This is a genomic window from Dokdonia ponticola (assembly GCF_042653865.1).
Classification (GTDB): Bacteria; Bacteroidota; Bacteroidia; order Flavobacteriales; family Flavobacteriaceae; genus Dokdonia; species Dokdonia ponticola.
This window is the reverse complement of record NZ_JBHSFV010000012.1, coordinates 12,612-39,610: the sequence shown is the minus strand read 5'-3', so window position 1 is coordinate 39,610 and position 26,999 is coordinate 12,612. Positions and strand designations below refer to the sequence as shown.

Sequence of the window (26,999 nt, the reverse complement as noted above, 5' to 3'; positions counted from 1 at the left end):
GGTTACGCTGTCCATATTTCCCAAGCTGCCTCTGCTTGTAATTCAAGCATTCGTAGCCCTGAGATAATTATGGCCCCTTGCTGTTCTCCTTTTTCTAAAAAAACCGTTTTCTTTGGATTATATATAAGATCATAAAGAATATGAGACGCTCGTAGTTCATGATAAGGAATTGCAGGAAATGCGCCAATATTTGGAAAAGTACCTAAGGGGGTGCAATTTACAATAAGCGTGTATGAATGCACTATAGAAGCTGTAAGGTCTTGATAAGAAAGTACTCCTTCTGATGGACTTCTAGACACATACATACAACTAAAACCTAATGTAGTTAATGCAAACACCACTGCTTTTGAAGCGCCTCCTGTTCCTAGTATCAAAGCCTTTTTGGGACTGGGAATCGTTGTTAGTGCATCCCCTAAACGTTCGGTAAGGGAATCTTTAAACCCTATAAAGTCTGTATTATACCCTATTAGATCTCCTGTTTGGGTTCGTTTTATGGTATTTACGGCTCCAATTGCGTGTGCATCTGGAGCTAAATCATCTAAATAAGGGATGACTGCTTCTTTGTAAGGAATTGTCACATTAAACCCTCTGATGTTTGGATTTAATAAATAGCTCACCACCTCTTCTATAGTTTGGCAATCAAAATTGACGTAACTCGCATTTGTGATGCGCTCTCTTTCAAATTTAGAGGCGAAATACTGTTTAGAAAAAGAATACGAAATATTTTTTCCTATAAGACCGTATCTATCCATGCGCTCTTGTTTTATCTCCATACTTTCCTAATGCAACCACAAGAAAAACGCCAATTATAATAAAGAAAAGTGCTAATATATTTTCTAACGTAATTTCAGCTGGGAAAAATCGATTGTAATTATCTAAAATAGGATTTCCGTTCATATCTAATAACACTTTGCCATCAACCATTTTATAGATTTCCCTTTTCCAGGGCCATACGACTCCTAAAGAACCTGCTATAAACCCTAGGATAACTGCATTTGTGTTGTTTTTAAAATTCTTAAGCAAATAGCCTAAAAAGTGAGAAAGCGTCACTAACCCTGTAAGAGAACCCGCAGCAAAAACAAGCAATACTTTTAATAAACGTACCTGTTCTGAGTCGTCTACAAAGCTGAAATCAAACGTTATTATATCTAAAAGTGTGGTGTATAATGCATTTACAGAGTCTACTAGAAGTAATACATAATTCCCTAGGAGTATTAAAATAAAAGAGCCTGATAAGCCTGGAAGTGTCATTCCTGAGACACCAATAATACCACAAAAGAATACAAAAATCAGATGATCATTCTCTTGTGCTGGCTCTAAAAGGCTAATACTAATCCCAGCTATAACGCCTAGAATCGTACATAAAACTATTTGCCTATTCCAATCTTTAAAGTCCTTTCCTATATAATAAATTGACCCTATGATCATTCCAAAAAAAGCACTCCAGACGAGCAAAGGTTGTTTTTGTAATGCAAAATCTAAAAGGAGTGAGACACTAAAATAACTAATGAGCATCCCAAGAATAAGAAGCCCTAGAAACTTACCATTTATGTACGCCCAGAAACTTTTAAACCGACCATTTAATAGCAGCTTTAACGCTTTACCATTAAACTTTTGAAGCGAACCTATAAACTCTTCATAAAACCCAGCAACAAAAGCAACAACACCTCCCGAAACGCCTGGAACTTTATTGGCCGCACCCATGGCTAATCCCTTAAGAACCAACCAAAATTTATCTGTAAATGTCCGTGTTTTAGTTTGCATTTGTTTGTTTACGTACGGCTAATCGTTCTAATAAGAATATAGCTAAAAACCCTATGATAGCAAATATGATAGCATAAAGTACTTGTGGATCTCCCTCAAAAGAGGAAGGTAATACACTTTTTTCTAACAAAGGTACCTCGTCGCCATGTCTATCTATTCGTGTTGAAAGTATGTTCTTCCAAGGCCATATTTTATTGAGAGACCCGATCATAAAACCAGTGAGTACTGCTAGGGTCAATTCTTTTTTATTGACAAACATCCATTTTAACGCTTTAGAAAATAACTTTAAACCGATCACACACCCTATGATAAAAAGAAACACTTTTATAAAACTCGTCTTCACAGCAGCCCAATCTCCAGATAAAAGCCCTTCCACAAAATCTGTTACAGCCGCTAGAACAATCCCGTAAGACCCTAATAACACCAATATAAAAGACCCAGAAATCCCTGGTAAAATCATAGCTATGATAGCAATACAGCCAGATAAAAAGAAAAAGTATAAGGCATTAGGCGCTTGTGCAGGGCTAGCAATAGTGATGTAATATGCAATTGAAATACCTATCAGCGCTGTTAAAATAACCAATGGATTCCATTTTTCTATTTGCTTACCTATGTAAATAATACTAGCGACAACGAGACCAAAGAAAAAAGACCATACCAGCACGGGATGATTTTCTAACAAATAGGATATCAAATTGGCTAGGGATAAAATACTGATAAAGACCCCTAAAAATAAACTGATCAGAAAACCTAGATTATAGTGCGAAAACATTTTTTTAAAGCCTTGTTTTCTCCAAAAACTAATCACGCCAAAATCTAATCTGTCTATCGTTTCTATAAGTTCTTGGTAAATGCCCGAAATAAAAGCAATAGTTCCTCCTGAAACACCAGGAACAACATCGGCAGCTCCCATTGCCATTCCTTTAAAGAGAATGAGAATATAAGAAAAAATAGATCTTGACATAGGCATATACTTAAGATATATGCTAAAATAGTAGGTTTGATTAAGAAGACCTACGGAAACACAAAAAATAAGCGATGATGTAACCCATATTATGCATTAGAAAATCTATTGCAACTTAAAGGTGCTTCAAAATATACTATTACACTAGTTACCCAGTCAAGCTGAGTACAGGTTTTGAATTCAACCATAGCTCTTCTTCCACTGGGTTCAGGATACACGTAGCGATGCTAAAGCTCAGAAAGCACTCTGTTTTATTACTTATTCAAACCTTATAACGAAGTTCTAATGCAAGTGGGTTTAGTTGTTATATTTGGCTAAAAGCTCTTTTACTTCCTTTTTCGAGTATGCATACGGAAATAATTCTTCCAAGATAATAGAGAAATCAGCATCTATCATCAGCGCTGTTTTTAAGAAAAAACGTCCTTGAATATCATCACGCTTGTTGTAATTCAGTCCCGACAAACGAAACATCACTTCGGCATTTTCTGGATAAAACTCCAACGCCTGCGTGAGTATGGTAATTGCAGCATCTATTTCTTCTAAATATAATAAAATATCAGCATGGGTAAGCCATGTTTCAAGCTCATAGTTACCAAGCTCTAAGGTTTTTCGATACCCGTTTTCTGCCTCTTCATAAAATTTTAAACGGTGATTAATTTTTGCATATCGTTTCCAATATAAGACATTTTCAGCATCAATATGAATGGCTTTGTTAATATAATAAAGTGCTTTTTGGAAGTCTAGTCGTTTACTGTAATAATCTGTAATTGCAATCCATCCATTATCTAACAATGGATCTTCATGAACACATCGTTTATAGTGTTTTAACGCTAGCTCATCGTTTCCTAACTTATCATAACATTTGCCCATACGCAATAAGGCAAAAGAGGTAGGATCATCTAGTTCTAGGGTGATTTGGTAATTTTCTAAGGCTTCGTTATACCTTCCTAATTTCTCAAGGACTTTCCCCTTCTCAAGGTAGGCTCCTATAAAACGATCATCACTGATGACTGCAAAATCAAAAGCAGAGAGTGCTTTTTCATACTGTTTTAAGTCAAAGTATTGTTTTCCTACTTGATGCCAAGCGACTTCACAATATGGATTTTTATTTAGAAACATATTAAGATAATCAATAGCCTCTTCTCGTTGTTCTAAAAAATCAAAACAATAAATGATATTGTAAAGTGCACTGTAATCTGTCTCGTCGATTTCCAAGCACTTCATGAAGTTATACTTCGCATTCTGAAAATCATCTATAAATAAATATTCCATTCCTATTAAGGAATAAACATCTGCAGGTTCTTCTGTAAGATCGATGGCGATTTCTAGTAAGTTGATCGCTTTTTTATGCTCATCTTGTTTACTGTAAATGTTTGCTTTTTGGATATAAACCTCTTCATTAGTAGGTTCTAATTCATACAACTCATTTAATATCGCGTTTGCTTCGTCAAATTTATTTTCGAAAATAAAAATCTCAGCTCTGTATAATTTAAGATTTACAGAGGTTGGATGCTGCTCTAATCCTAATTTTACAGCCTTCCTAGCCAAGGCTATTTTGCCTTCTTCTATATAGTAATTGGTAATGCTTTCAAACTCTTCAGAGTCAAAAAACATCACATTATTGGTCTTTAACATGGACTCAAAACGCGTGAGAGAAATATTTTCTTCTTCTTCAGGATTATAATTCATACACATCGGTTTATGTATTAGTATAAATTTAACAATGTTTCAGGACTTTGCCATTTTTAGGGCTAAGAGTTGTCAACATAGTAATGAACATTCAACAATCAAGCCGAAAACAAGAATATTGAATAGACGACAATGGTTTGCGATTTTTGGCAGTAGTATTCTCTCATCTACAGTTCAAACGCCAATTTTGACAGTTCGGAAGGTTTTATTCGCTTTCGCGAAAGCGTACCCCTACTTTTACCCTGTCAATCAAAATTAACACTATAAAAACAACACATTATGAAAACTTTTATCTACCTCATTGCCCTCTTTTTTTCAACAGGTATATTCGCACAAGACGCTAAAGGCGTTACAGTTACTGTTACTATTGATAATCTTTTAAACAACGATGGTAAGGTATCTGCTGCATTATATGATGAAGCTACCTTCATGAGAGCCGCACCACTGGATGCTGTCGAAACAGCCCCTGAAAACAAAACCGTTACCCTGACATTTAAAAACGTACAGCCTGGTACTTACGGGATCATCACTCTGCATGATTTTAATGAGAATGGACGTATGGATTTTGAACCTAGTGGGATGCCAAAAGAGCCATATGGTCTTTCTGGAGTAGGCGCTGGTTTTGGTCCTCCATCATGGGGAGATGCAAAATTTACCGTAGGCGAAGAAGACATTACATTAAAAATAGCCATGTAATCATATCTTAAATATGTAGTAAAAAAGTTCATCGTTTGTATGAACTTTTTTTGCGCTTATTCATGACATAGGCGTCTATCTTTTCTCATAAGAAAAACTAATTGTATTCTAATGTGTATAGTTTTTACTAATAGCTTTGTATTTTTGTAGTCCTAATATTCTATGATATGACTATTACGCAATTAAAATATGTCCTTGCGGTTGCAGAGCATAAAAACTTTACAAAAGCTGCCGAAAAGACATTTGTCACGCAGCCTACCTTAAGTATGCAAATACAAAAGATAGAAGAAGAGTTAGATATCTTGATTTTTGACCGTTCTAAAAAACCGATAGAACTTACGGAAATAGGCACAAAAATAGTGATTCAAGCAAAAAACATTGTCAATGAAGCCAATCGCATCTCTGATATTGTTGATCAAGAAAAAGGATTTATAGGCGGTGAATTTAAACTTGGGATTATTCCGACGATCATGCCTACATTGCTTCCTATGTTTTTGCGTAATTTCATCAATAAATACCCTAAGGTAAAACTTAAAATAGAAGAACTAAATACAGAAACCATCATAGAAAAACTAGAAGATGGACATCTGGATGCTGCCATTGCGGCTACCCCCTTACAAAATCAAAATATAAAAGAGAGACCTTTATACTACGAACCTTTTATTGCGTATGTACCCCAAAATCATCGCCTGTATAAGAACAAGATGCTTGAGGTATCTGATTTGGATCTCACTGATATGTTATTGCTTGAAGATGGACATTGTTTTAGAGATGGGGTTATCAATTTATGTAAAACAATCAACCTTCAAGATGAGGATCACTTTTCGTTGGAAAGTGGAAGCTTTGAAACGCTTGTAAAATTAGCCAATGAAGGTTTAGGCATGACTTTATTACCTTATTTACATACGATTGATTATAAAGGGCAAGATCTAGATTTTTTAAGAAAATTTGAAGAACCTTCTCCAGCTAGAGAGGTCAGTCTTATTTATCACAAAAGCGAATTAAAAATGCAAATCATAGAAGCGTTACGGAACACGATTGCTAGCGTTGTAAAGGGAGCGATTACGTTTCAAAATGTACAAATTATCAGTCCTATCAATAAAAAGTAAGAATCTGAAAATAGATGCACTAAAAAAGCCTTGTTTCCAAGGCTTTTTTTTATGGGTTTAAATAAATTAGACATTGATTAAGATTTGGATTTTCTTTTACAAGATTGTCAATCCAAATACGCAATTCCTCAATTTCATAAGGAAGTAATCGTTTCACTGCTTTTTGTAACTCTTTACAAAATAATACACTGTCAAAACTCACTTTATTGAGAATTGTTTTGGTGTATTCAAACATTGCTCTCGCCATATTCGAAATAAGATTTAGGTTAGATCAAAAAAAGTAGTTTTCTACGATAGGCAGTTATTTTTGTTATAGACTAAATATACGACCTTTTATTCTCTTTTTTAAAAAAACTAGTACACTTTAACATCTATTTTTGAAGGTGTTAAAGCGTAGCGTATTGATTTATAAATGATTACTAAAATTTATTATCTCCATCAAGTAAATCTCCTATACCACCAAGTATAGAGCCTTCCCCTCTAGATTTTCCTCCACCTTTTGGGGCTAGCGCTAGTACACGATTAGCAAGTCTGCTAAAAGGCAAAGACTGTATATAAACGGTGCCTGGTCCAGATAAGGTTGCGAAGAATAATCCTTCGCCTCCAAAAATGGTGTTTTTTATACCACCTACAAATTCAATATCATAATGTACGGTATGGTCAAAACCAATGATACATCCTGTATCTACTTTCAGTTTTTCTCCAGGAGCGAGTTCTTTCTTTAATGTGGTACCACCAGCATGTACAAAAGCAACACCGTCGCCTTCTAGTTTTTGCATGATAAATCCTTCTCCTCCAAAAAGGCCTCTTCCTAGTTTTCTAGAAAATTCAATACCCACAGAAACACCTTTTGCTGCGCATAAGAAAGCATCTTTTTGACATATAAACTTCCCTCCTATAGCCGCCAAGTCAATCGGAATTATTTTTCCTGGATATGGAGAAGCAAAACTTACTTTTTTCTTTCCTAAAACATCGTTATAAAATGCTGTCATAAAAAGGCTTTCTCCTGTGAGTAAACGTTTTCCTGCTCCAAAGATTTTACCCATTACGGTATTATCTTTATGAGATCCATCACCAAAAATGGTATCCATACGTATCCCGTCTTCCATCATCATAAAACTTCCTGCTTCTGCAATAACTCCCTCTTGGGGATCTAGTTCTATTTCTACATATTGCATTTCTTCTCCTATAATTTCGTAGTCTATTTCGTGTGCTTTCATTGTTTATAAATTACTATGTAAACCATAAGTAAAAAAAATGACCATTTTGTTACACGGTCATTCTAAATAATTAAATAGACGCTATCTATTTGCAAAATACTTCATAGCTAATCTACCTTGTTATATCTATTAAAATTTGTTTAACAAACCCCTGATACTGTGAAAGTTTTGAAAATAAATTAAAACTTAAATAGTGTTTGTTAAAAAATAGAGTTTTTATTTTCAAATAGCTAATAAACAATGTATTGAGAATCAAATAATCTGAACTTATTTTTTAAAATCTATATTACAAAGCTTCATAAGTCTTTGAAATCAAAAAAGATAGTATTAAACAAATAGATTTGTATTTTGATATGGTAAAAAAAATGACTAGGTTTAATTTAGGAATGAAATATATTATGAACTTATCTCCAACCAAAGGGCACTTATTGATCGCTGAGCCATCCATTATTGGTGATGTCTCTTTTAACAGATCTGTCGTTTTACTTGCTGATCATAATGATCAGGGTTCTGTTGGTTTTATTATGAATAAGCCTCTTGAGCAGAAACTCAAAGATTTTATTCCTATTCTCACAGGGAGTGATTTACCTATATTTAATGGAGGTCCTGTAGAACAGGATAATATTTACTTTATCCACACCGTCCCCAATCTTATAAAAGGAAGTACTGAGATTGCTTCTGGGATTTTCTGGGGTGGTGATTTTGATACCGTTATTCGTCTCATTGAAAATAATAAGATCCAATCTAAAGAAATTCAATTTTTCTTAGGGTATTCTGGATGGGAAGCAGAACAACTCAATCAAGAATTACTAGAAAAATCTTGGGTCGTTGTTGAGAATGTACATGAAAAAGACATTCTCACCAAAAGCTCTCAAAAACTATGGAGAGAAAAAATCATTGAATTAGGTGGTGATTACCTACTCTGGTCTAATGCTCCCGAAAATCCACATTACAATTAGCCTAACCTTGCTTTTACATTTAGCTTCTGTAATAAAGCACTTGTCACTGTATGGGTGTATGTTTTCTTTCTATACTTCGTAATAGGCTGAATCCCTATTATGGTATTGGTAATAAAAAGTTCATCTGCTTTTTGTAGCTCAAAGGGAGATATAGAAGCCTCTTCAAAAGTGTATTCTTTCATTAAAGGTAGTATTGCTAAGAGTTGTTTACGAATGATACCCCGCAAGCATCCATCTTCTAATGGAGGTGTTTTGATATGAGTTCCTTTCACTAAGAAGAGGTTTCCTTGTAAAGCCTCTACCACACTTTTTTTATTGTTGATAAGAAGACAATTGTCATATGCATTATCCTCTGCAAAAATACTTCCTGTAACGTGGAGTACTTTATTCGTTGTCTTTAACGTAGATAAAATATCTGCATTTACATAATGATCCTTATATAACTCAACTTCATATGGTTTATCTGACAATGTATAAAAAGGAGTAGCTATTTCTTTGGCATGGATATAATACCCTACACCTCTTTCATCTGGAAGATACGTCCCACCTCCTTTTCGGTATACTGTAATCCTTATACGAGCTGGCTTCTCCAGTAAATTATTAGCTTGTAATGTATCTACTAATTGTTTTTCTAAATGCTCTGGCGTAAAATCCATAGGTATTTCCATACGGAGGATACGCATAGATGCCATTAATCGAAAATAATGATCTTCCCAAAAAAGTAATTTTCCATGGACTGCTTTGATGGTTTCAAATACACCATCACCATATAATAACCCTCTATTCATTGGGTTAAGGGTTACATCATTTTTTTTTACTAAAGTACCGTTATCGTTGATCATAAAAAATCCCGTCGCTCTTTTGAGGACGGGACAAATATACTATTTAGCATAGAATTTAAACAGATCCTATGACTTGTTTTAATTGTGAAATTTGATTATCCCAAAACATTTTACCTTCATCGACTTCGTCTTCTTCTGCATAATCTGTAATTATAAGAGATACATCTTTTGTGATTTCATCTACTTGTATACGTAACTCAAAGTAATAGTCTTCGCCATCTTCTTCATCCTCAAGCCATCTGAAGCGGATACGCTCATTACTTTTCTTAGTGACTAGTTTGGCTTGTTCTTCACTGCCATCCCAGATAAAAGTGTATAATTCTCCGCGAGAATTGACATTATCTGCAAACCACTCGCTCATTCCAGAAGGTGTGGCCATATATTGGTATAATAGAGAGGGTGATGCATGCACCACAAATTCTATTTCAAATTTTATTTTATCGCTCATAGGTCTGTTGTTAGTAAAGCCCAATATATTGAAAGATATGGCGAGAACAAAAAAATAGTTTTGATTTTATTTTAAAATATCTGTTTGTTGTAAGATGAATTGTTTCTATATTTGCACCCGCTTACGGGATGAGATGTATTTTATTCCTCATAAGCATATTTTGGCGAGGTAGCTCAGTTGGTTAGAGCGTCGGATTCATAACCCGGAGGTCACGAGTTCAATTCTCGTTCTCGCTACTTAAAACAACCTCTTGATAATCAAGAGGTTGTTTTTATTTATAACCTTTTTGGAATTATTTCAAAAAGAAAATTTTCAATTAACGTAGGGTTTAACGTAGGGTTTTAACGTAGGGTTTTCAAACTTTTTTGATTGAATAACCCTAACATTTCATTAGAAAATATTAATTAAAAAGTTTAAATTTCCTTTGTGCATTCGCAATAACTCTTTTGTCAACATAGTTTTTGTCAATAACTTCATTAGATGAGTGAGAGGTTAAGTTTCCTGTTTCTGATCCCATCGCTAATTTCATATAACTAATATAGGTTTTTCGCAAGTGTTTAAATTGAATTCTTTTACCTGTTTCTAGTAATTTATAAAAATGAGAAAATCCTTTTGACATTTGTTCTATAAGAACATTGGGGCTTGTTTCCCTATTCATATTTAATAGATATTCTTCGGTGTTTTTTTTCTCTTCAAATCCTAAACGATTTAACAAGTCTAATAAATCAACTGTAATTGGAATAATTTTAGGAGGCACATCATCATTAAATCCTATCCCTTTACCTCGTTCTACTTTTAGATTAGGAACTTCTAAATAACCAGGTTCATTTTCTACATATTTTATCATATCCCATGTAAGGATGATAATTTCTTCTCTTCTTCCTCCTGTATGTAATCCTAATTCGATAGCAGATTTCAACCAAGGCTTATATCTATTCCTTTTTGTTTTTTTGTCTTTACCTTCGTAGGAAATTCCATTTTCAGGTGTAATAGCTTTTAATAGTGCCTTATATTCCCCAATAGTGATGGAATCATTTTGCTTATTTACGGTTCTATTTCTTGCTTTAGAAAATGGATTAGCCATATTAAGCTCAAACTCAGTAATTGCCCAAGCAAAGAAACTTCTAAGGACTCCTATTTTATTATTATAGGTTTTATTAGCATATTGCTTTTCACTCAAAAGGTAACTATGAAAATAGCCTACGTGGTCATCATTTATCTGAAGCATTCGTATGAGGGTTTTCTTTATCCCTTTTTTCTTTAATGCATCATTAAACTGTGTTAGCGATTTGAATACTTCTTTGATATGCTTTTGAGTACGTTCTTTTTTAAGATGATCCGCAACATCTATATTTTCTAAAAAAAGAATATACGCAGATTGAGCGGATGCTAAATATACATGATTGCGAGGTTGTTTTTTAGGAGTTAAAGATACATTCACATTTATTATTTTTTCTTTCACCTCTTTTTCAAAAGCAATAGCCTCTACTACGGCATCAGTATAGGTCTCTGCCTTTAGTGTTCTACTAATGGTTCCCCTAGAAGTTCCTGATATATGGACTCTTGATATAAAAACGTGCTTATCAAAAGATTTACATCTTGTATAACTATATCCAGATATTCCACAGGTAGCGTGTTGATGTTTTTTTTTACCATCTACCTCATGGGTTTGCTCTGTCCAAGTAAAGTACTTTTTGCATTTATTATTCATGCAATAAATCATTAGTCCTTTGTGCTTTTTACTTTTGATAGGTAACTTTTTATTTTTCATAATTCCTATCCTTTTAAAAGTTGTGCAGCGAGGCTTGACTTTTGTTCTACATCTTTTATTAGGATGGATTCATATCGCTTAGTAGGTACAAAATCATCATCTAATAGTAATAGATATCCTAAACGGTCATTATCCTGATAACAGGTATAAAGCTCTTCCCATTTCTCAGGATATTTTTTCTTTAATTCTTTGACAAGTGATTTGTCAATTTCCATATCGACCATAAATCGATGAACTACTTTTTTACCCGCAATAGTTTGGATTGGGATATGATGATCGCTTAACCATTTTGTGATGGTTCGCTGATCTGTAATTGGAAGAATATTTCTTAACTCTTTTAACTCATAGAATTTATTACTTTCCATACAAACTGAATTATAATACTGTGCAGGTTTTCAGTATATGGATGAATACTATGGGAATATAGATTCCCTCTCAATAGATAGACTATTTTAAATGATATCATATCACTTAAATAGTGTACCTACCAAAGCTAAGAAACCTTTGTGTACGATGATGCGCTAATTCTGCTACACTAAAGAGATACTACTAAGTCAGTGGGACTTCATGCAGTTACATAGTAAAGAGATACTATGTTTTTTTACTTAGATTTAACTTTCTTATTTTCAGATAAGTTACGATTCTGTTCCATTAAATTCATCATTTGCTCATAGAGCTTAATGGTGAGTCCAAGTGCATTGTAGTTGTTTTTGTTAATGATGCGTAAATGGTCATCTGACACAGTATAATTGGCTTGGTTTTTAGTAGCAGATTCTTGTAATACTTCAGGGAAGTAGTTAATCTCAAAATTATCGTAGAATATATAATTCATATCGATTTTAAAATGGTTTGCAAGATTCTGTAGTGCATCCATAGGAACTCGTTTACGCATCCCTGTTTTTAATTTAGAAAAAATAGTTCTGTCTGTTGGATAAATAAGATTAGATATTCCCTTATTTGTCTTGGGTTCTATTTTTAAAAGTCGATTTGTTTCCTTTATTTCTTCAATAACCTCTAAAAACTTGATGGTTTCTGGATAAATGGTTGGTTGTGGCGTTTGCATAAAAAAATTGGTTGTTTAGTTATACTGTTGGTTATGTGAATATAAGATATTAAAATTAGTATGGTAATAAGTCACTACGACTTCATCAAGAATTCACAACTACTTTACTAGGGCTTCATAGCGACTTTACAAAGGTAGTCAGTAAAGAGTCAATTCTAAGTCAATTGCGTGTAAAAGTAGTTTTTACAAATCTTATTTTGTTACTTTATCATCAAATAATATACTATTTAAGGTTAATTAATTGTTATATACAATGAATATGGCAAACTATTTGAGTCATTTTAGAAAAAACAAATTGCACCACGTTATGAAAAACCCTTTTGCATATGAATCAGAAAAGAATCTCAGAAATTGTAGAGACCATGTTTGGTCTCTACAGCAATCCAGTTGAAGTATTACAGAAGGCTACGGGATCGGCTCGATCAACGATCTCAAAGTTCTTTAATAACAAGAGAATTAAACCCTATACTAGAAATGCTCTATATAGATCGTGTGTAGCTTTAGTCGCTAAGAAACTTGAAGAACAAGAAGAGCTAGACAAGAAATTTGATACCCTTGTCAAACGATATAAAAATCGTTAAAACTATTATATTCTAGCATACGCACCACACCCGCTAGAATACCTCCTAACCTTATTTACATTCAACAACCACAACTAAATAGGAATAAGTAATTCACTTATACCAAGGGATTTTATGAAGTTACTTTTCTTAGGATGATAATGTTATTTTTTTTTAATAAAGTTAGGTGTTTATATAACCCACAGTACGATGTCTATACGCATTTTAGAATCTAAATTATTAAAGAAAAAAGTGCTAAACAGGAAACGTGGCAGACTAGTGCGCAGGTTTTAAGCTAGCGGTCACAATCCTGTTGCACTTTTTAAAGAAATATAGATTGCTTTTGTGAGTTAGCAGTTCCTTTCGGCGAAAATCATAAATATCTATATGAGTATCAAGTAAAGGCGACTATTCAGACCTTTTAAAACCTTTTTATCTCTGTGGATTAATTTAAGGGAAGGATTAAGTATTTCATTAAAAAAACAAGTATGACAGTCTTTAAAAAGAGTATTTCTAACAAGCTCAAAAATCTTCTTTTAGATTCTTTATCTGAAGAAGACCGTATCGCTCGACATTTTATTAATCATGCTACTTCATTAGCAAAACAATCGCATCACAATGGAGTCATTTCATTGCAAATTAGTTTGAGAGATGGGGAGTTATCAACCATTTTGTTGAGTGGAGATCAGCCTATCAAAACAATTTCTTTAGAGGAGATTCCATTATTCTTTGCTGATCGTTTTACCGCTAGCCTTATTGGAAGATCTGTTGTTGAGCAAAAACTCAAGAATTATTTTAAAACGTTTGAAAACCCTTTAACATCAAAACCAAAAGGAATCCGAATGTTTCTGGTAAAAAAAGAGAATATAAAAATATACACGATTGGTACGCAAAATGCTAGTGAAGTATTGCTTAGTGAATTTATCACATTTTTTAAATCTTAAAATCATGCCAATACGCAAAAGATGGGCAATTCCAATCGATTCACACTCTAAGATGATTGTTTGGTTTTTCGATAGCAATATCAAAACTTTCTACTCGTTAGATTGGGGAAGTTGCCATTCTCGTTCTAAAGACAGAGCGATAGGATTCCAAAGGTTTCAAAATAAGATTACCCACTATATCCCCCATGCTAAAAAGATTAAAATCTATGATTTAGCTAGTAATACTTTGATTGCACATTATGAGTCAGGTCAAATGCTCTTGACATTACACTAATAACCATCTATAGCTTGTATGCAAACTATTATTGAGTTCTATAAACATTTAAAAACGGTAACTCCTTTTGTAAAGCGATATCCAAATTATGATCCTCACGATGGGAAAGTTCACATATTATATGTAAGTCCTAGATTACGCTCTCAAGAATATTATAGTAGCATACTACCTGCTTTAGAACTCAATAAAACAATAACTCATAGTGCGATACTCAATAGCATTGAATTAGATCAAGTGAGTTCAGATTTCTTTGAGTATGTGAATATGTTAGATGTGCGGTTATTAAAATGGGCGCACTATATTGTATTTCCAACGATTCTAACAGATATTACATACACACTGCAAATTATACGTTTGTTATATCCTCATCTGCAAATTGTCATGCATTTAGATGGGAATTATCATAAGACTCCCACTTGGCATAGCAATTATAAGAAGATCAACAAGGCCATAAAAGATCAATTAATTGCTAATATAAATTTACTCGATATCTGTATTTGTCAAAATGAACTGTTGGTTGAACAATATCGTTCAGCCGTAAAGTTCTATTTTAACGATGTAAAATGTCATCTGAAAAGTATGCCCACTCTTATCTCCAGGATAAGTTTTGAAAATTTAAATCCCATTGATAAGAGTGAATCAAATTCTTTAACTATTGGTGTATTTAATCCTTCAAAGACCTTCGTGGCATTATTGCCAACACTCCTAAAAAAACTAAGTCAAAAGGGATATGAAATATCTTGTATTATTTTTGACTATAAAGGAGATCAAAGACCTTATAGTTCTGAGTCGAATATGGTTTTTTTCAAAAGAGGAAACTTTCTTGACTACTTTGAACAACTTTTAAAGTTACAACTTCGCATCGCTCTTTTTAATGTTTCTGAATACTCAAAGTATGATCCAACCCATTACTATTTGGAAGTATCTGCTTTGGGGATTCCCTCTATTGCTTGTAAGAATCATCCAGTAGCACCTATCATAGAAAAACAAGAAGCTGGGCTTTTGGTTTTGGAAGATTCTGATTGGGAATTACATATGATTACCCTATTAGAAAACGAAAGCTTTAGAAAACGACTGGTCTCACATACTATCAAAATGATTTGGAGAGATCATAGTTATACGCGAAAGAATCTAACAAAAATCACGTCCATATTTAACTAGACTTATAAAACACTTCTTAGATTTATTGTCTTTTTAAACAAATTTAGACTCAAATTTGGTATGCATAAAAGGTGATATTTGATGAAAAATTGAATATTGCTTCATTAGCTAAAATTTCTAGCTTATGTCAAAAGAAGGCTTTGCAATTCTCTTTTATATTTGACGATTCTTGGAGCGTTCTCAGCAGAATATATAATTACTTCTGCCTCCTCTTGATAGTCTAATTTCTTGCAAGCTACATATGTGTTATTTGTTGCAGAATCAAATTCACTTTGTTCAACCACAAATACATTTATTGCGTTTTGTTTCTCACATACAAAAAGTGGAACGATAAAATCTGTTACCACTTCTGGAAGTATTTTTCTTTTATTCACGATATTATTTTCAGGCGTCGAAAGTAATGAATTTTCACAAGCCAATTTCTACAGCTATTAATTTTAAAGATTATCTTTTTTTTGAACAAAACAGCTCTATTGATAGAAAAAGAGGATTTTGCTGAGCAAATTTTCACACCCCAATTTCTATAACTATATATCCTAAAGAGTATCTTTTTTTCTGAACAAAACAGCTCTATTGATAGAAAAAGAGGATTTTGATGAGCAAATTTTCACACCCCAATTTCTATAACTATATATCCTAAAGAGTATCTTTTTTTCTGAACAAAACAGCTCTATGGATAGAAAAAGAGGATTTTGCTGAGCAAATTTCCACACCCCAATTTCTATAACTATATATCCTAAAGAGTATCTTTTTTTCTGAGCAAAATAGCTCTATTGATAGAAAAAGAGGATTTTGCTGAGCAAATTTCCACACCCCAATTTCTATAACCATGTATCCTAAAGACTATCTTTTTTCTGAACAAAACACCTTCATTGATAAAAAGGAGTTTTTTAGGGGAGTACTTTTATTGACTTTTTTTTACTTGAAATAGAATACCTCCCTCTATTGAAAACATACTGTTTTTAGCCTATGCACCTTTTTTTGTCACCCCCTCTATTTTTCAAATCACTTGTATTCAATTATTTAGCAGACTAAAAAACACCTCTTTTGTCACTTTACCAAAGTCGCGCCAAGGAATCCTTGTATAGCGAGAGTACTTTGGCTCAAAAGAAAAACGGTTTGAAATTCAAGATTCAACACAATAAGGAAAAAAGCATAGGACTTCACTTTGAAAGTGAAATTCCTGAACATCTATTGGATTATCTAAAGGAATTGGGTTTTAGAGATTACAAGTACGCTCCTTTAAAACTATTTGCTAAAGACCGCCCCTCTTATCATCAATTCATAAAGGACTTTCAAAATGCGATACAGAATGATTTACCGTGGGATAGGATTGTGATTCATCCTTCTTACGAGCCGTCAAACGATCACATTACAGATGATAAGTTCAGCAAAGTGCAACTCCTATTCAAGGATGCTTCTAAAAAAAAAAAAGAATACGTGGTCTTTGAGCCATTAATACCACTAGCCACTAAGATTGCAGAACAGTTTAGTGAAATCCATTTTAAAGAGGAACTAAGAAAAATTAATATATACCCTAAAAATTATAAGGCAGATAGTAGAGATCTATTTTACAATGGTCGCATTATACTTAGTGCAGATTCTTATAAAACTGATCCGATAGCTATAGAAAAAACTGCTGTTGAAACGCTCAAAGAACCTATTGAAGAAAACGCAGTAATAATCACTCAAACAAAAGAAGAAGATCATCAACCTACCACAAAAATCCCTAATCAAGAAACCGAAAAACAATTCGTAAAAAAATCCAAAGAAAAAAAACAAACGCTTTGGGAGTATACTATCCCAATAGCTAAAAAATTAAAATACAGAGCTAAAATTTCTATAGCACAACTAGAAAATGGCAGTTATAGCTATGGGCTTAGTTATCAAAAAAACTTCGGAAACTTCTCTGGCAATTCAGGATCACCAAGCATCTATGATCCGCAATTTCCAACTCATAAAAAAGCATTAAAAGCTGGTTTTGTTTCCCTTATAAACAAAGTGGAAATGGTAATAGAAAATGGCGATGCTATTTTAAATAATGATCCGCTTCATAAAAAACGATTAGAAGCTGTAGGTATTAGTATTCAAGCTTTCGCGAAAGAAAAAAACATTGAACTTGCTCAAACCGATACACATCCTAAAGAAAAGAAAACACCTTTAAAAAAAGAGGTTTCTAATGAAAAACAAGGCATTACTGAAACTAAATCTACGAGAGTTGTCTCTCAATTATACAAAGAATACACTCGGAAAAAACAGGCAAATGGATATGGTGTTGTACAGCGTGTTATTCAAAAACTACACCTAGCGCTAGATGAGTTACAAGATGATAAGGAATTAGCACAGCGACTCATTGAAGCATTACTAGATGCGAGTGAATCTGACAATCTACAACAAGAGGTTGGACTTGCGGTAGATCAATTTAGAAAGCACTATAAAGAATCAATTTCTGATACGATCACATTTCAGGTTTTGGTTTTAATAGAATTTTTCAGACTTGCGACACTAAAAGAGGAAAATACCCCTGCAATCCGTACAAAAACAATTCAAGAAGAAACCCTAGAGAATATGATGGTTCCAGAGGGCATTGGCGAACATTTTACTTATGGAGCGATCAATTTTTCTATGCGTGATCTTATAAAAAGAGACTATCCTTATTTGAGATCTATTTCAGACAGCAATTTAGAAACGGCTGATGCTACTTCGCTATTTGAACTCATGCAATTTGCTCATCCCACGGATTATGGAATTGATGTAAGTCGTAGCACATTACTTCGCCATTTTGAAAAGCAAGGCGAGGTTATTTTTAAAGAATTAGAACTCCCTATCGCCCTTAACTATCCGTATGTCAATATTTATACCCATCATAGAGCGGTGCGCCCTCTTGGAGAGATTATATCTAGTACTTCGGACAAAAAACAGTGGTGGCACGCCGTAGAGGGATACCGCCCTGTAAAAGATGTAGAGTTTGCCCTGAGCTTGATAGATGAGCAAATAACCAATGAACAAGAAGCTCAAAAAACCCTTATCAATCCTAAGACGGGCAAACCCAAAGGGGCAACCAAAGAAGCTTATCAAAACATCAATTGGACGATCACGCTTTTAAAGCAATCAAGGAACCATGTTGTTCAGTACATAGAAAGCCGATCAAGTTCCAACCCTTCAGAGCAGAGAGAACCCAAAAAAGAGGACACCTCCTATTTAGATCAAGTGGTGGCTATCATGCATACGCATTATCACAAAGAGGAGCGCCTTTCTAAAAAGAAAGTAGAAGCTTTAATGGAAACCACAGCAGCGCCTACTCTTGGAATGTTATGGGAAGCGGTGGAACTCTCTTGGCTACTCTGGTACAGACAGCTGTATTTACAAATCACTCCCTTTGAAGCGAGTTTAAAAGCAATGATTCGATTTTGGACTACCGTGCAACCCACTTATGCCTATTCAGATAGTAGTAAGGAGAAATACAAGCAATATTCCACGCCTTGTCTTATTGGCGCCATGCTCGCCGAGTACACGGGTATGAGAAGTGCCAAAGCTATTTTTGAGCCAAGTGCTGGTAATGGACTATTACTTGTCGGGGCTAAACCTCACAAGACCATTACCAATGAGATCGATGCCACCCGTAGGGCTTCTTTACAATTCCAGCGGTTTTCAGAGGTACACGCCTTAAACGCCTCAAAGCCTTTTCCGAAGAAGTGGAAACATCATTTTGATGTGATGGTCACTAATCCCCCCTTTGCAAAATGGGAAGATGATCGTTTTGACAAAAACCGAATCGTCAATAAGTATTTCAATAAACACTATGAGCTAGCAAGCTTTATGCGCTTGGAGCATTTAATGGCAGGATTAGCCCTAGATACCCTTAAAGATACAGGCAAGTCAGGGATCATCATTATGGGACATTTTATCTATGGAGAAGATGGACACATACGAAGATACGCTCCCTTTTACAAATGGCTGTACCGTCATTATATCGTTGATGATATTATCAATCTTAATGGATTTACGCTTTACAATAAACAAGGCGCTGTAGCAAGTATGATGCTCATTTTAGTGGGCGGTCGCAAAAACACACCTACGGCTATTTTCCCTACAAAACAAACCCATCCCCAATTAGAAGCGGTTATAGATAGCTATGAAGCATTGTGGCTTCGGATCAAATCGCATTTACACCCTTTAAAAAATTTAGTAGAACAATTAAAAATTGCAAACAGATGATATTTTATAATCCACAACTCATTACCGATACCGATAGCGCGACGCTATTCTGTGTTCAAAACGCTATGGCCTTCGATCAGTACGATGATCACTATTCAGGTATTTACCTTCATCTTTTTGATTTGATTGAAAACGCCCTAGAAGAAAAGGAAAATGTCACAGGACTGATCGAAGATTATTTAGAGATTCCCTACTCAGGGGGTCAAAATGCCGAAGAGTTGACCGCTTTCATTTTTTATAGTGATTGTATGAATAATGCACTCGCTACTCTTAGAAGTCGTTGGGGTGCTTATGATCCTGAATTAGATGAAAACTCCCTCACTAGGGCTTCTCATGTCACTAGAAAAGAAGCAATACAGCGATACGGCTATACAAGTCTACGCAGTTATTTAGAGGCTTTAACCAGCATTGAACTTGACTGATATGCAAGAGATCGCTTTAAAACAGGTAGAGAATACTACCGTAGATGCAGATGCGCTTGTCAATTCACAAAGCGCTTTGATGGAGTATATTCCCAAATCAGATGCGCCGTATGTGATGGAAACCCTAGTGCCTCGGAATTTAGCTTTTGAAACCCAAGTTGCCCTCACTCGAATTGTTAAAGACTATGGAAATATAGATCATTTGGTACGTGACAGATTGCGTTATAACTCCTTAGAGGATCTTTGGAAAGCCTTTAGTGCCGAACAGGTGGATGCCCTTGGACTGTATATAAAACAGTTTGATATGGGCAAAAGTCTGATTATAGCCGATGCTACGGGTATTGGCAAAGGTCGTGAGGCAGGTGGCGTGATCCGCCATGCGGTTATGGAAGAATACTTGCCGATATTCTTTACTCAAAAAGTGAAGCTGTTTTCGGATATCTACAGAGATGTAAAGGCTATTGATTTAAAACAGATTGATCCTTTTATTTTGAATACCGATAGTCAGGCTAAGATTAAAGATGCAGATGGAAGTATTGTGTATAGCTCCCTTTCCTCATTAGAACAAAAAGAGCTACTCACTAGCTCAGAAACTGTACCTACTGATAGTGACAAAGCGATTGCGTATTACAAATCTATTGGCAGGGATTTACCCGATCCTGATACCTATCCCGAACTTACCATTACCCATGTGATCGATCATGTGCCGAATGAGTATGATATGATCTTTTCTACCTATTCCCAATTACAATCGGCAGCGCCTTACAAATACTTATGGTTAAAAGCGATTTGTGAGCAAATACAATTAGGTAATTCCCGATTTAAAGGAGTGGTTTTTGTGCTGGATGAATGTCATACTATTGGATCACATGAGACGATTATTGGACAGGCGATGTTATCGCTTTTATCCTTGTCGCATTCGTGTTGCTTCCTCAGCGCTACGTTTGCTAAATACCCTCAAGTAATGCCTATTTATGCAGGGTATACGGCTATTGCCGAAGCCAAATTGAGTAATGATGCTTTTGTGCGTTCTATGAAATCAGGCGGACTTGCCTTGCAAGAGATCATCTCGCCCAACCTAGCAGAAATGGGACAGCTTATTTCTCGTCAACGCTCTAGTGAGGGTATTGAAACTTTCTACGAGGTATTGGACCAAGAACCAGAGCGTAGCTTACATCGAAAGCAAGTAGATCGGATTATAAAAATCATGCGCCGTATTGCTGAATTTGAAAGCCAATATTTAGAGAGTCGCTTTGCAATGATTCATTCTAAAGCAAAAAGTGAGGGCGATAAAACGAAGCAACAACCAAGGAATTTAGGAGTCAAGCAAAGCCCTTATTTCTCCAGAGTTTTTGGGATTGTAGATCAGATGCTTTTTGCGCTCAAGGCAGAATCAGTGGCTAAAAAGACCCTTGAATTATTAGAACAGGATAAAAAAGTAGTGATCGCTTTTAAAAGCACGATGGGTGCTTTTTTAAATGATTTGCAATTAGGTTCGGGCGATACCATCCCCGTGGCAGATTTAGACTTTGTTCATGTTTTGCAAAAAGGACTCGATAGCATCTTTCAATATAGCTATACCACGATAGATAATGTAAAGTCACGAGAGCGTATCCCCTTAGAGGATTTATCTGTAGAGGCACAGACTGCCTATGAAGCCCTAAAAAGTGATATTCGTAAAGAGCGATCTGGTCTTATGATATCTCCCATTGATATTTTAATTGATGTCATTACCAAGGCTCAAAAATCAAAAAACCTTGGAGGTCACAAAACGTCTCATTTTAAAGTAGGCGAAGTCACAGGACGTAAACAGCGTCTCATTTTTGAAGGGGATCACGCTATTGTACAATCCTTTCGATCAGATTCTGAAAAAGCGTTTCGCTTGTTTAATTCAGGGGAGTATGATGTACTGTTGATTAACCAAAGTGGAAGCACGGGTGCTTCCGCCCACGCATCTAAGGATTTTAAGGATCAGCGTAAACGGGCGCTACTGATGCACCAATTTGAATTAGATATCAATACGGTGGTACAAATTTTAGGGCGCGTGAATCGCACAGGGCAAGTAGTATTACCTGAGTATTATTACATCACATCGGATATTCCAATGGAAGCTCGGCTTTTGACGATGCTCAAAGCGAAACTAAAAACCCTAGATGCCAATACCACAGGCTCACAGAAAACTCGTGATGATACTTTAAAGAGTCCTGATTTTTTAAATAAATACGGTGATACGGTAGCCCATGCATGGATTAAAGAACATCCGGAACTCATGCCTGATTTAGGATATCCGAATCATACGAAGGTAAAAGATGACAATGGATATTCTCGCTATGTTTTAAATCCTGAAAAGCATGGAGCGATTCGTCAATTAACAGGACGTGCGGGATTACTACTAGTCAAAGATCAGGAAAGCCTATATGATGAGCTACTCTCGCGGTATAAAGATCAAATCCAATTAGAAAAACAGCAAGGCACCTATGATTTAGAGGTGGAATTTTTACAACTCGATGCCGAGGTGCAAAAGCGTTTTTTGTTTCATAAAGGCGTGGGAGGTCTAAGCGCTTTTGGGCGTGATACGATAAGGGAACAAACCATTGTGAATAATCTAAATCGCCCTTTTACTGGGGGGCAAGTAGAGATGAGAATCTTAAAGGCATTGGAAGGGAAACCCCCTGAGACCGTTCAGGCGCAACTACTTGCTAAGATCTCTTTAGAATATCCAGAAATGGTTGCTAAAAGAGAGCTTGCCAAAAAAGAAAGTATTGAGAAATTGAGTGCTCAAATGCTGGAGTATCAATTAAGAAAAGAGCTTACTGAAGAGGATGAACAAGAAATAAAACTCCTTAAAGAAATCATAGATGAAAAACAGCAGAGTCTTGACAAATACTTACGCCAATTAGAGACCACCCGTAAACGAATCGAATCCCACATTGGCTTGTGGCAGATTGGGGATGCAGTCAAAGTCCCATCAAGCTATAGCGCTTCGATTGCACCTTCGTGGGGCGTGTTCTTGGGGGTTAGTATTGGCAAAAGCGCCAAAAATCCCTATACCCTTGGAAATATTCGATTAAACTTCGCAGTTACAGATAGCCGTAAAGCGCTGAGTGTTTCCTTAAATGAAGGAGGAGATAATGATCTTCTAAGTGCTATTTTTAAAGAAAGTAAATCTACAGCTATTACCGAAAGAGAGCAAGAAGAAGTACTTACCCTATGGAATAATCGCATCAAAGAGGCCTCTGCCAAGCGGGAACAGCGCCAAATCCTAACAGAAAATATTCTAGCCTCGGCTGGGTATATTGATGGAAAGAACAGACTGATTAAATACAATACCAAAAATGGAGCAATTCAAAGTGGTATTTTACTATCAAGAGATACAGATGCCTCTTTTTATTCTCAAAGTAGCTATCCCATTAGTGAGGCGCTTTCTAAGATTACAGATTTGGCTATTGGGGGTTATTTTAAAGCAAATAAGGACTCGGTGCGATTTGAAAAAATAAGCGCTTCCACCTTTAATGTGTTCCTTGAAAAGAAGGAACTCTATAAGGCGATTATTGATCCTGAACTACAAAAGCTTTTAATACCAAGAATGGGAGCTGATCCAAACGAGTTACCAGATTTCGTGCAAAACGGAAATGAAATGACAGGGGTTATTTCCCTGTCTCACCTCCCTTCTTTTTTAAACAAACTCAATGAGTATGGTATCTATTACTTTGATGGCACAAAACAGGTCAAAGAATTAAAAGAAGAAAACGAAAAAGATTGGCGGTCGCGGACCGAGCGATCTAAGGAGCGGTATGTGTATGAATTGGGAACAGCGTATGGCAAATCAAGTCATCCAAGTGCAGGCTTTGAAAACTTCTTTGAAGGAGATGGTCAGTACCCATTAGGGCGTGTGGTGTATAACAGACGGCTTTCTGATAAGGAGCGGTATAATTTCACGCTCATCCCTGTTTTTAAAAATGCTACGGAATCCTATACACTATGGAAAAATGCGAGTAGTGATACTAAGGTATACGCTGACTTTTTAGCCCTTGTAGAGACCCTTAGTGATACTCCATTATTTAAAGCCATTGAAACCCTGGGGTATTTCATCTTTAACCATCCCCATGAGAGTGGGAATACAGAATTTGTCTTTGGTAGATATAGCGCTTTGGAACTTGGCAAGGCATCCTATAGTCAAGAAATTAATGAAGTGACCCCTTTAACAGAATTTCTAGCAAAACTACAATTACATCAAGAATTAGAAAAAATAGTATGATCACAAATAAGCGATATCAACAGTTAAAAATCGATATTCCCGAGATGGATCAGGTTCCCAATTTCATGAAGATTTTGGATGATTTGATTTGGGGGAATAATGTCTTTTTAGTGGGATCGGCAGGAACAGGAAAAACTACGCTGGCAGAAAAAGTGAGTTATTCTCTTTTTGGTCGTCACGAAAGGGATAAACAAGAGCTTCCCTACATCACGATTAATTGCAGTCAATGGACTTCGCCTACCGAAATTAAAGGTGGACAAACCATGACGGGCTATAAAGAAGGAGGACTTATAGAGGCATGGCGTGATGGTAAAATTCTTATCCTAGATGAGATGCCCAAGCTTGATCCAAATACGGCAAGTTTACTTAATGATGCCCTAGCGAAGAGTGCGAGCGAAGAAGCGGTTATTTTCAATGGTTTAAATGAGCCGATTGTAAAACATCCCCATTTTGGATGTATTGCTACAGGAAATACCACAGGAAAAGGATTTAGTAAACACTATGTGGGAAATAGCAAGCAAGATGCCTCCCTTATTGACCGCTTTAGTGGATGTATCTACCATGTGGGTTTTAATGAGCGTTTAGAAAAAGCCCTTATTTATCCAACCCTTGTAGCACATTGTCAAGCCATTCGTACAGCTATTTTACGCTATGAGGCAAAAGAGGCTGGGGATGATACTACCGAAGACATTATGACCCTTCGTACGATGCTGAACTTACAACGTTCTTATGTTCTTGAAATGGTTCGCGAAATGGGTATCACGGATGACGATGATCATCGATTTACCAGATATGATCATGGTAAAACATTGCACGATGCTTTGGAGAGTTATTTCTGGGTAATGAATAGCGAAAAAGCGAAAAAGATCAAAGCAGAAATTGGTCATGATGGCTTTATAAATACCTATAAATCTGCCGAGGCTAAAACAGAATTTTCAAAAGAATATGCTCGCCGTGTCTAAAGCTCCTATTATACATACCCATTCTTATAAGAAGCAACGCTTTCAATACATTCCTTTTGGGAGTCCTACAGCGTATCATGATTTTGTAGAAAAACAATGCAAGTCCCTATTTATGGGCAATCAGCAAACACTAGAAGTGATTATTAAAAATGCGCAAACGCGTATTGTTAAGTCAAGTGATTGGTATGGAAATCCCCCGCCAACATCTATGAAGGATTTAGAAGCGCATCGCTATTTTGGGAAAATGGAACTTTTGGATGTCATCGCCCCTAAAATCCAAAAGGAACTTGATCGCTATACCGAGCTTGTGGAAGATGAATTACTAAAGCGCCCTCAATTAAGTGCCAATAGTAAAGGTTTAGGCGTATTTTCTTTTGATCGTGCGATGATGGGTTTGTATAAAATTCCCTTTACAAAAGGGAGTAGCGAGTTAGAGAGATTTCATCATCAACTTAAAATTGAACTAGGAAAAGACAAAGCCACTACGGTTAAAAACACCCACATTTATTTTGAGAATACTTTGGCATCCAAACCTACCCTGACCCTGACCCTATTAGCTGGGGCAAATGCCAATATACAAGGAGATAGTTTGTATTACGTGGGCATCGCAGTTGCTTTATTAACCGAGTATTTAGAAAGCTGTCATATAGGAGTTGCCATCGATGTACTATTAGGCACTTCTTTTGGGGTGCATGCCATTGTATCGGTCATTAGAGTCAAACGCTTTGAAGATCCATTAGATGTCAATCAACTTCTAGTGCTTGGGAGTGACCCTCGTTATTTCCGATACAATGGCTTTAAAGGACTCATTGCCTTAGCCGATTATTGCGGGCTGAATATCCCTAATGGATTAGGCAAAATAGATGATACAATACCCAAGGCATATATGGAAGTGACCCCCGATGCCCTGCTGTTTAATCAAAGCTATTCCATAGATCACGCAGTGAAAGAAGTGTCGCGCATCTTATTGGAATACACAAAAAAAACAAAAGTCTTATGAAGATATCTAAAGAGATCATACAAAAACTATGGGATCAGGCAATAACTATTGATAAAAGTTGTATGGAGTCGTGTTTTGAATTTCAGATAATGACTTCAAAGTTTCATAAAGACACCCTCATTCTTCGTTGGATAGAAGTTGATATTAGTGATGTAGAGCGCCCTATTCAGTGCTATCGGTATCGCTGTTTTAACATAGATGGAAGTTCTCAAAACTGCTCTATTCATTACGCAGATCAAGCAGAAGCCAACGCTTTTTTCAAGAGTTTAAGAGCCTATCCTACCCAAGAGTTTACTAATTATAAAAACAAGCGCTATGTATAGATTAAAAGATATAAAACCAAATGAGCTGAAGGATATTCCTATTACTCATCAACAAGAGATTATACATCAAACAGGAAGCCCATTAGTACTTACTGATGGATATGCACTCATAAAAAAACAAACCCAGCATTTCACCGTAGATGACATCCTAGCTAAACAAGCGGATAGCTTGCTATTTGAAATCTTAGAGAAGCATCGAAAAGAGAAAACGAAGGCATCCGAAATTAAGGAATCAAAAGGTAAAGAAATACCTCTTTTAAGCAAACAGGCCATTCGGATTCGTGAAAACGAGCGTCTACGAATTTTAAAATTACTAAAGCTACAACTTAGTCTAAACCCAAAAAGCGCATAA

25 protein-coding genes and 1 tRNA gene are annotated in these 26,999 nt (G+C 35.6%); 14 read left to right on the top strand and 12 right to left on the bottom strand.

What is annotated here, in order from left to right; all coding sequences use genetic code 11:
- Positions 1-2: 2 nt before the first annotated feature.
- The 4 genes from ACFO3O_RS17550 to ACFO3O_RS17535 all read right to left on the bottom strand — a co-directional run bounded on the left by ACFO3O_RS17550 (position 3) and on the right by ACFO3O_RS17535 (position 4,417).
- Positions 3-752: a shikimate dehydrogenase family protein gene (locus tag ACFO3O_RS17550; protein ID WP_379981225.1), complete on the bottom strand. Its 750-nt coding sequence runs from the start codon at positions 750-752 to the stop codon at positions 3-5.
- Positions 745-1,764: a DUF368 domain-containing protein gene (locus ACFO3O_RS17545; RefSeq protein ID WP_379981223.1), complete on the bottom strand. Its 1,020-nt coding sequence runs from the start codon at positions 1,762-1,764 to the stop codon at positions 745-747. The genes ACFO3O_RS17550 and ACFO3O_RS17545 overlap by 8 nt, the downstream gene beginning before the upstream one ends.
- Entirely contained in the window at positions 1,754-2,728 is a 975-nt protein-coding gene (locus ACFO3O_RS17540) for a DUF368 domain-containing protein (protein WP_379981221.1), read from the bottom strand. Before ACFO3O_RS17540 ends, ACFO3O_RS17545 begins: the two co-directional genes overlap by 11 nt.
- Positions 2,729-3,025: 297 nt before the next feature.
- Positions 3,026-4,417: a tetratricopeptide repeat protein gene (locus ACFO3O_RS17535; RefSeq protein ID WP_379981219.1), complete on the bottom strand. Its 1,392-nt coding sequence runs from the start codon at positions 4,415-4,417 to the stop codon at positions 3,026-3,028.
- Positions 4,418-4,696: 279 nt separating this feature from the next.
- On the opposite strand from ACFO3O_RS17535, the gene ACFO3O_RS17530 reads away from it, so the two are divergent.
- Positions 4,697-5,113 (top strand): DUF2141 domain-containing protein, encoded by a 417-nt coding sequence (locus ACFO3O_RS17530; RefSeq protein WP_379981217.1) that lies wholly within the window; start codon positions 4,697-4,699, stop codon positions 5,111-5,113.
- A 167-nt stretch (positions 5,114-5,280) separates the two neighbouring features.
- Positions 5,281-6,222, top strand: a complete 942-nt coding sequence (locus tag ACFO3O_RS17525) for a LysR family transcriptional regulator (protein ID WP_379981215.1) — start codon at positions 5,281-5,283, stop codon at positions 6,220-6,222.
- 49 nt (positions 6,223-6,271) lie between these two features.
- On the opposite strand, the gene ACFO3O_RS17520 is transcribed toward ACFO3O_RS17525, so the two are convergent.
- Both ACFO3O_RS17520 and ACFO3O_RS17515 read right to left on the bottom strand, forming a co-directional pair.
- Positions 6,272-6,469 (bottom strand): hypothetical protein, encoded by a 198-nt coding sequence (locus tag ACFO3O_RS17520; protein ID WP_348166456.1) that lies wholly within the window; start codon positions 6,467-6,469, stop codon positions 6,272-6,274.
- A 172-nt stretch (positions 6,470-6,641) separates the two neighbouring features.
- Complete coding sequence (locus ACFO3O_RS17515) at positions 6,642-7,442, bottom strand: TIGR00266 family protein (protein ID WP_379981213.1); 801 nt, start codon at positions 7,440-7,442, stop codon at positions 6,642-6,644.
- A gap of 395 nt (positions 7,443-7,837) precedes the next feature.
- On the opposite strand from ACFO3O_RS17515, the gene ACFO3O_RS17510 reads away from it, so the two are divergent.
- Positions 7,838-8,401 carry a YqgE/AlgH family protein gene (locus ACFO3O_RS17510; RefSeq protein ID WP_379981490.1) on the top strand — a complete coding sequence of 188 codons (564 nt, stop codon included), beginning with the start codon at positions 7,838-7,840 and terminating at the stop codon, positions 8,399-8,401.
- On the opposite strand, the gene ACFO3O_RS17505 is transcribed toward ACFO3O_RS17510, so the two are convergent.
- Both ACFO3O_RS17505 and ACFO3O_RS17500 read right to left on the bottom strand, forming a co-directional pair.
- Entirely contained in the window at positions 8,398-9,243 is an 846-nt protein-coding gene (locus tag ACFO3O_RS17505; protein WP_379981211.1) for an aminotransferase class IV, read from the bottom strand. The two genes, ACFO3O_RS17510 and ACFO3O_RS17505, sit on opposite strands and share 4 nt — an antisense overlap.
- A 55-nt stretch (positions 9,244-9,298) precedes the next feature.
- Positions 9,299-9,691 carry an START-like domain-containing protein gene (locus tag ACFO3O_RS17500; protein WP_379981209.1) on the bottom strand — a complete coding sequence of 131 codons (393 nt, stop codon included), beginning with the start codon at positions 9,689-9,691 and terminating at the stop codon, positions 9,299-9,301.
- A 162-nt stretch (positions 9,692-9,853) separates the two neighbouring features.
- Between ACFO3O_RS17500 and ACFO3O_RS17495 the strand changes: the two genes are divergently transcribed.
- Positions 9,854-9,927, top strand: a tRNA-Met gene (locus ACFO3O_RS17495).
- A gap of 164 nt (positions 9,928-10,091) precedes the next feature.
- On the opposite strand, the gene ACFO3O_RS17490 is transcribed toward ACFO3O_RS17495, so the two are convergent.
- The 3 genes from ACFO3O_RS17490 to ACFO3O_RS17480 form a co-directional block, all read right to left on the bottom strand.
- Positions 10,092-11,462 (bottom strand): tyrosine-type recombinase/integrase, encoded by a 1,371-nt coding sequence (locus ACFO3O_RS17490; RefSeq protein WP_379981207.1) that lies wholly within the window; start codon positions 11,460-11,462, stop codon positions 10,092-10,094.
- Between the two features lie 5 nt (positions 11,463-11,467).
- Complete coding sequence (locus ACFO3O_RS17485; protein WP_379981205.1) at positions 11,468-11,827, bottom strand: hypothetical protein; 360 nt, start codon at positions 11,825-11,827, stop codon at positions 11,468-11,470.
- A 236-nt stretch (positions 11,828-12,063) separates the two neighbouring features.
- The gene (locus tag ACFO3O_RS17480; RefSeq protein WP_379981203.1) at positions 12,064-12,525 is read right to left on the bottom strand and encodes a hypothetical protein; all 462 of its coding nucleotides are present in this window, start codon (positions 12,523-12,525) and stop codon (positions 12,064-12,066) included.
- Positions 12,526-12,851: 326 nt separating this feature from the next.
- Between ACFO3O_RS17480 and ACFO3O_RS17475 the strand changes: the two genes are divergently transcribed.
- From ACFO3O_RS17475 to ACFO3O_RS17465, 3 genes are all read left to right on the top strand, one after another.
- Positions 12,852-13,106: a hypothetical protein gene (locus tag ACFO3O_RS17475; protein WP_299210790.1), complete on the top strand. Its 255-nt coding sequence runs from the start codon at positions 12,852-12,854 to the stop codon at positions 13,104-13,106.
- 467 nt (positions 13,107-13,573) lie between these two features.
- A complete protein-coding gene (locus ACFO3O_RS17470; RefSeq protein WP_379981201.1) occupies positions 13,574-14,029 on the top strand; it encodes a hypothetical protein in 456 nt (151 codons plus the stop codon).
- Between the two features lie 292 nt (positions 14,030-14,321).
- Positions 14,322-15,464, top strand: coding sequence for a glycosyltransferase (locus ACFO3O_RS17465; RefSeq protein ID WP_379981199.1), 1,143 nt, complete (start codon positions 14,322-14,324; stop codon positions 15,462-15,464).
- A 122-nt stretch (positions 15,465-15,586) separates the two neighbouring features.
- Here ACFO3O_RS17465 and ACFO3O_RS17460 read toward each other — a convergent pair whose 3' ends face one another.
- The gene (locus ACFO3O_RS17460) at positions 15,587-15,838 is read right to left on the bottom strand and encodes a hypothetical protein (protein ID WP_379981197.1); all 252 of its coding nucleotides are present in this window, start codon (positions 15,836-15,838) and stop codon (positions 15,587-15,589) included.
- A gap of 745 nt (positions 15,839-16,583) precedes the next feature.
- Between ACFO3O_RS17460 and ACFO3O_RS17455 the strand changes: the two genes are divergently transcribed.
- The 7 genes from ACFO3O_RS17455 to ACFO3O_RS17425 are packed head-to-tail and all read left to right on the top strand — an operon-like array spanning position 16,584 to position 26,999.
- Positions 16,584-19,682 carry an Eco57I restriction-modification methylase domain-containing protein gene (locus ACFO3O_RS17455; protein ID WP_379981195.1) on the top strand — a complete coding sequence of 1,033 codons (3,099 nt, stop codon included), beginning with the start codon at positions 16,584-16,586 and terminating at the stop codon, positions 19,680-19,682.
- Entirely contained in the window at positions 19,679-20,104 is a 426-nt protein-coding gene (locus tag ACFO3O_RS17450; protein ID WP_379981193.1) for a hypothetical protein, read from the top strand. The genes ACFO3O_RS17455 and ACFO3O_RS17450 overlap by 4 nt, the downstream gene beginning before the upstream one ends.
- 1 nt (position 20,105) lies before the next feature.
- A complete protein-coding gene (locus ACFO3O_RS17445) occupies positions 20,106-24,362 on the top strand; it encodes a strawberry notch C-terminal domain-containing protein (protein ID WP_379981488.1) in 4,257 nt (1,418 codons plus the stop codon).
- Entirely contained in the window at positions 24,359-25,324 is a 966-nt protein-coding gene (locus ACFO3O_RS17440) for an AAA family ATPase (protein WP_379981191.1), read from the top strand. Before ACFO3O_RS17445 ends, ACFO3O_RS17440 begins: the two co-directional genes overlap by 4 nt.
- Positions 25,308-26,324 carry a hypothetical protein gene (locus ACFO3O_RS17435; RefSeq protein WP_379981189.1) on the top strand — a complete coding sequence of 339 codons (1,017 nt, stop codon included), beginning with the start codon at positions 25,308-25,310 and terminating at the stop codon, positions 26,322-26,324. The genes ACFO3O_RS17440 and ACFO3O_RS17435 overlap by 17 nt, the downstream gene beginning before the upstream one ends.
- The gene (locus tag ACFO3O_RS17430; protein WP_379981187.1) at positions 26,321-26,647 is read left to right on the top strand and encodes a hypothetical protein; all 327 of its coding nucleotides are present in this window, start codon (positions 26,321-26,323) and stop codon (positions 26,645-26,647) included. The genes ACFO3O_RS17435 and ACFO3O_RS17430 overlap by 4 nt, the downstream gene beginning before the upstream one ends.
- Positions 26,640-26,999: a hypothetical protein gene (locus ACFO3O_RS17425; protein WP_379981185.1), complete on the top strand. Its 360-nt coding sequence runs from the start codon at positions 26,640-26,642 to the stop codon at positions 26,997-26,999. Before ACFO3O_RS17430 ends, ACFO3O_RS17425 begins: the two co-directional genes overlap by 8 nt.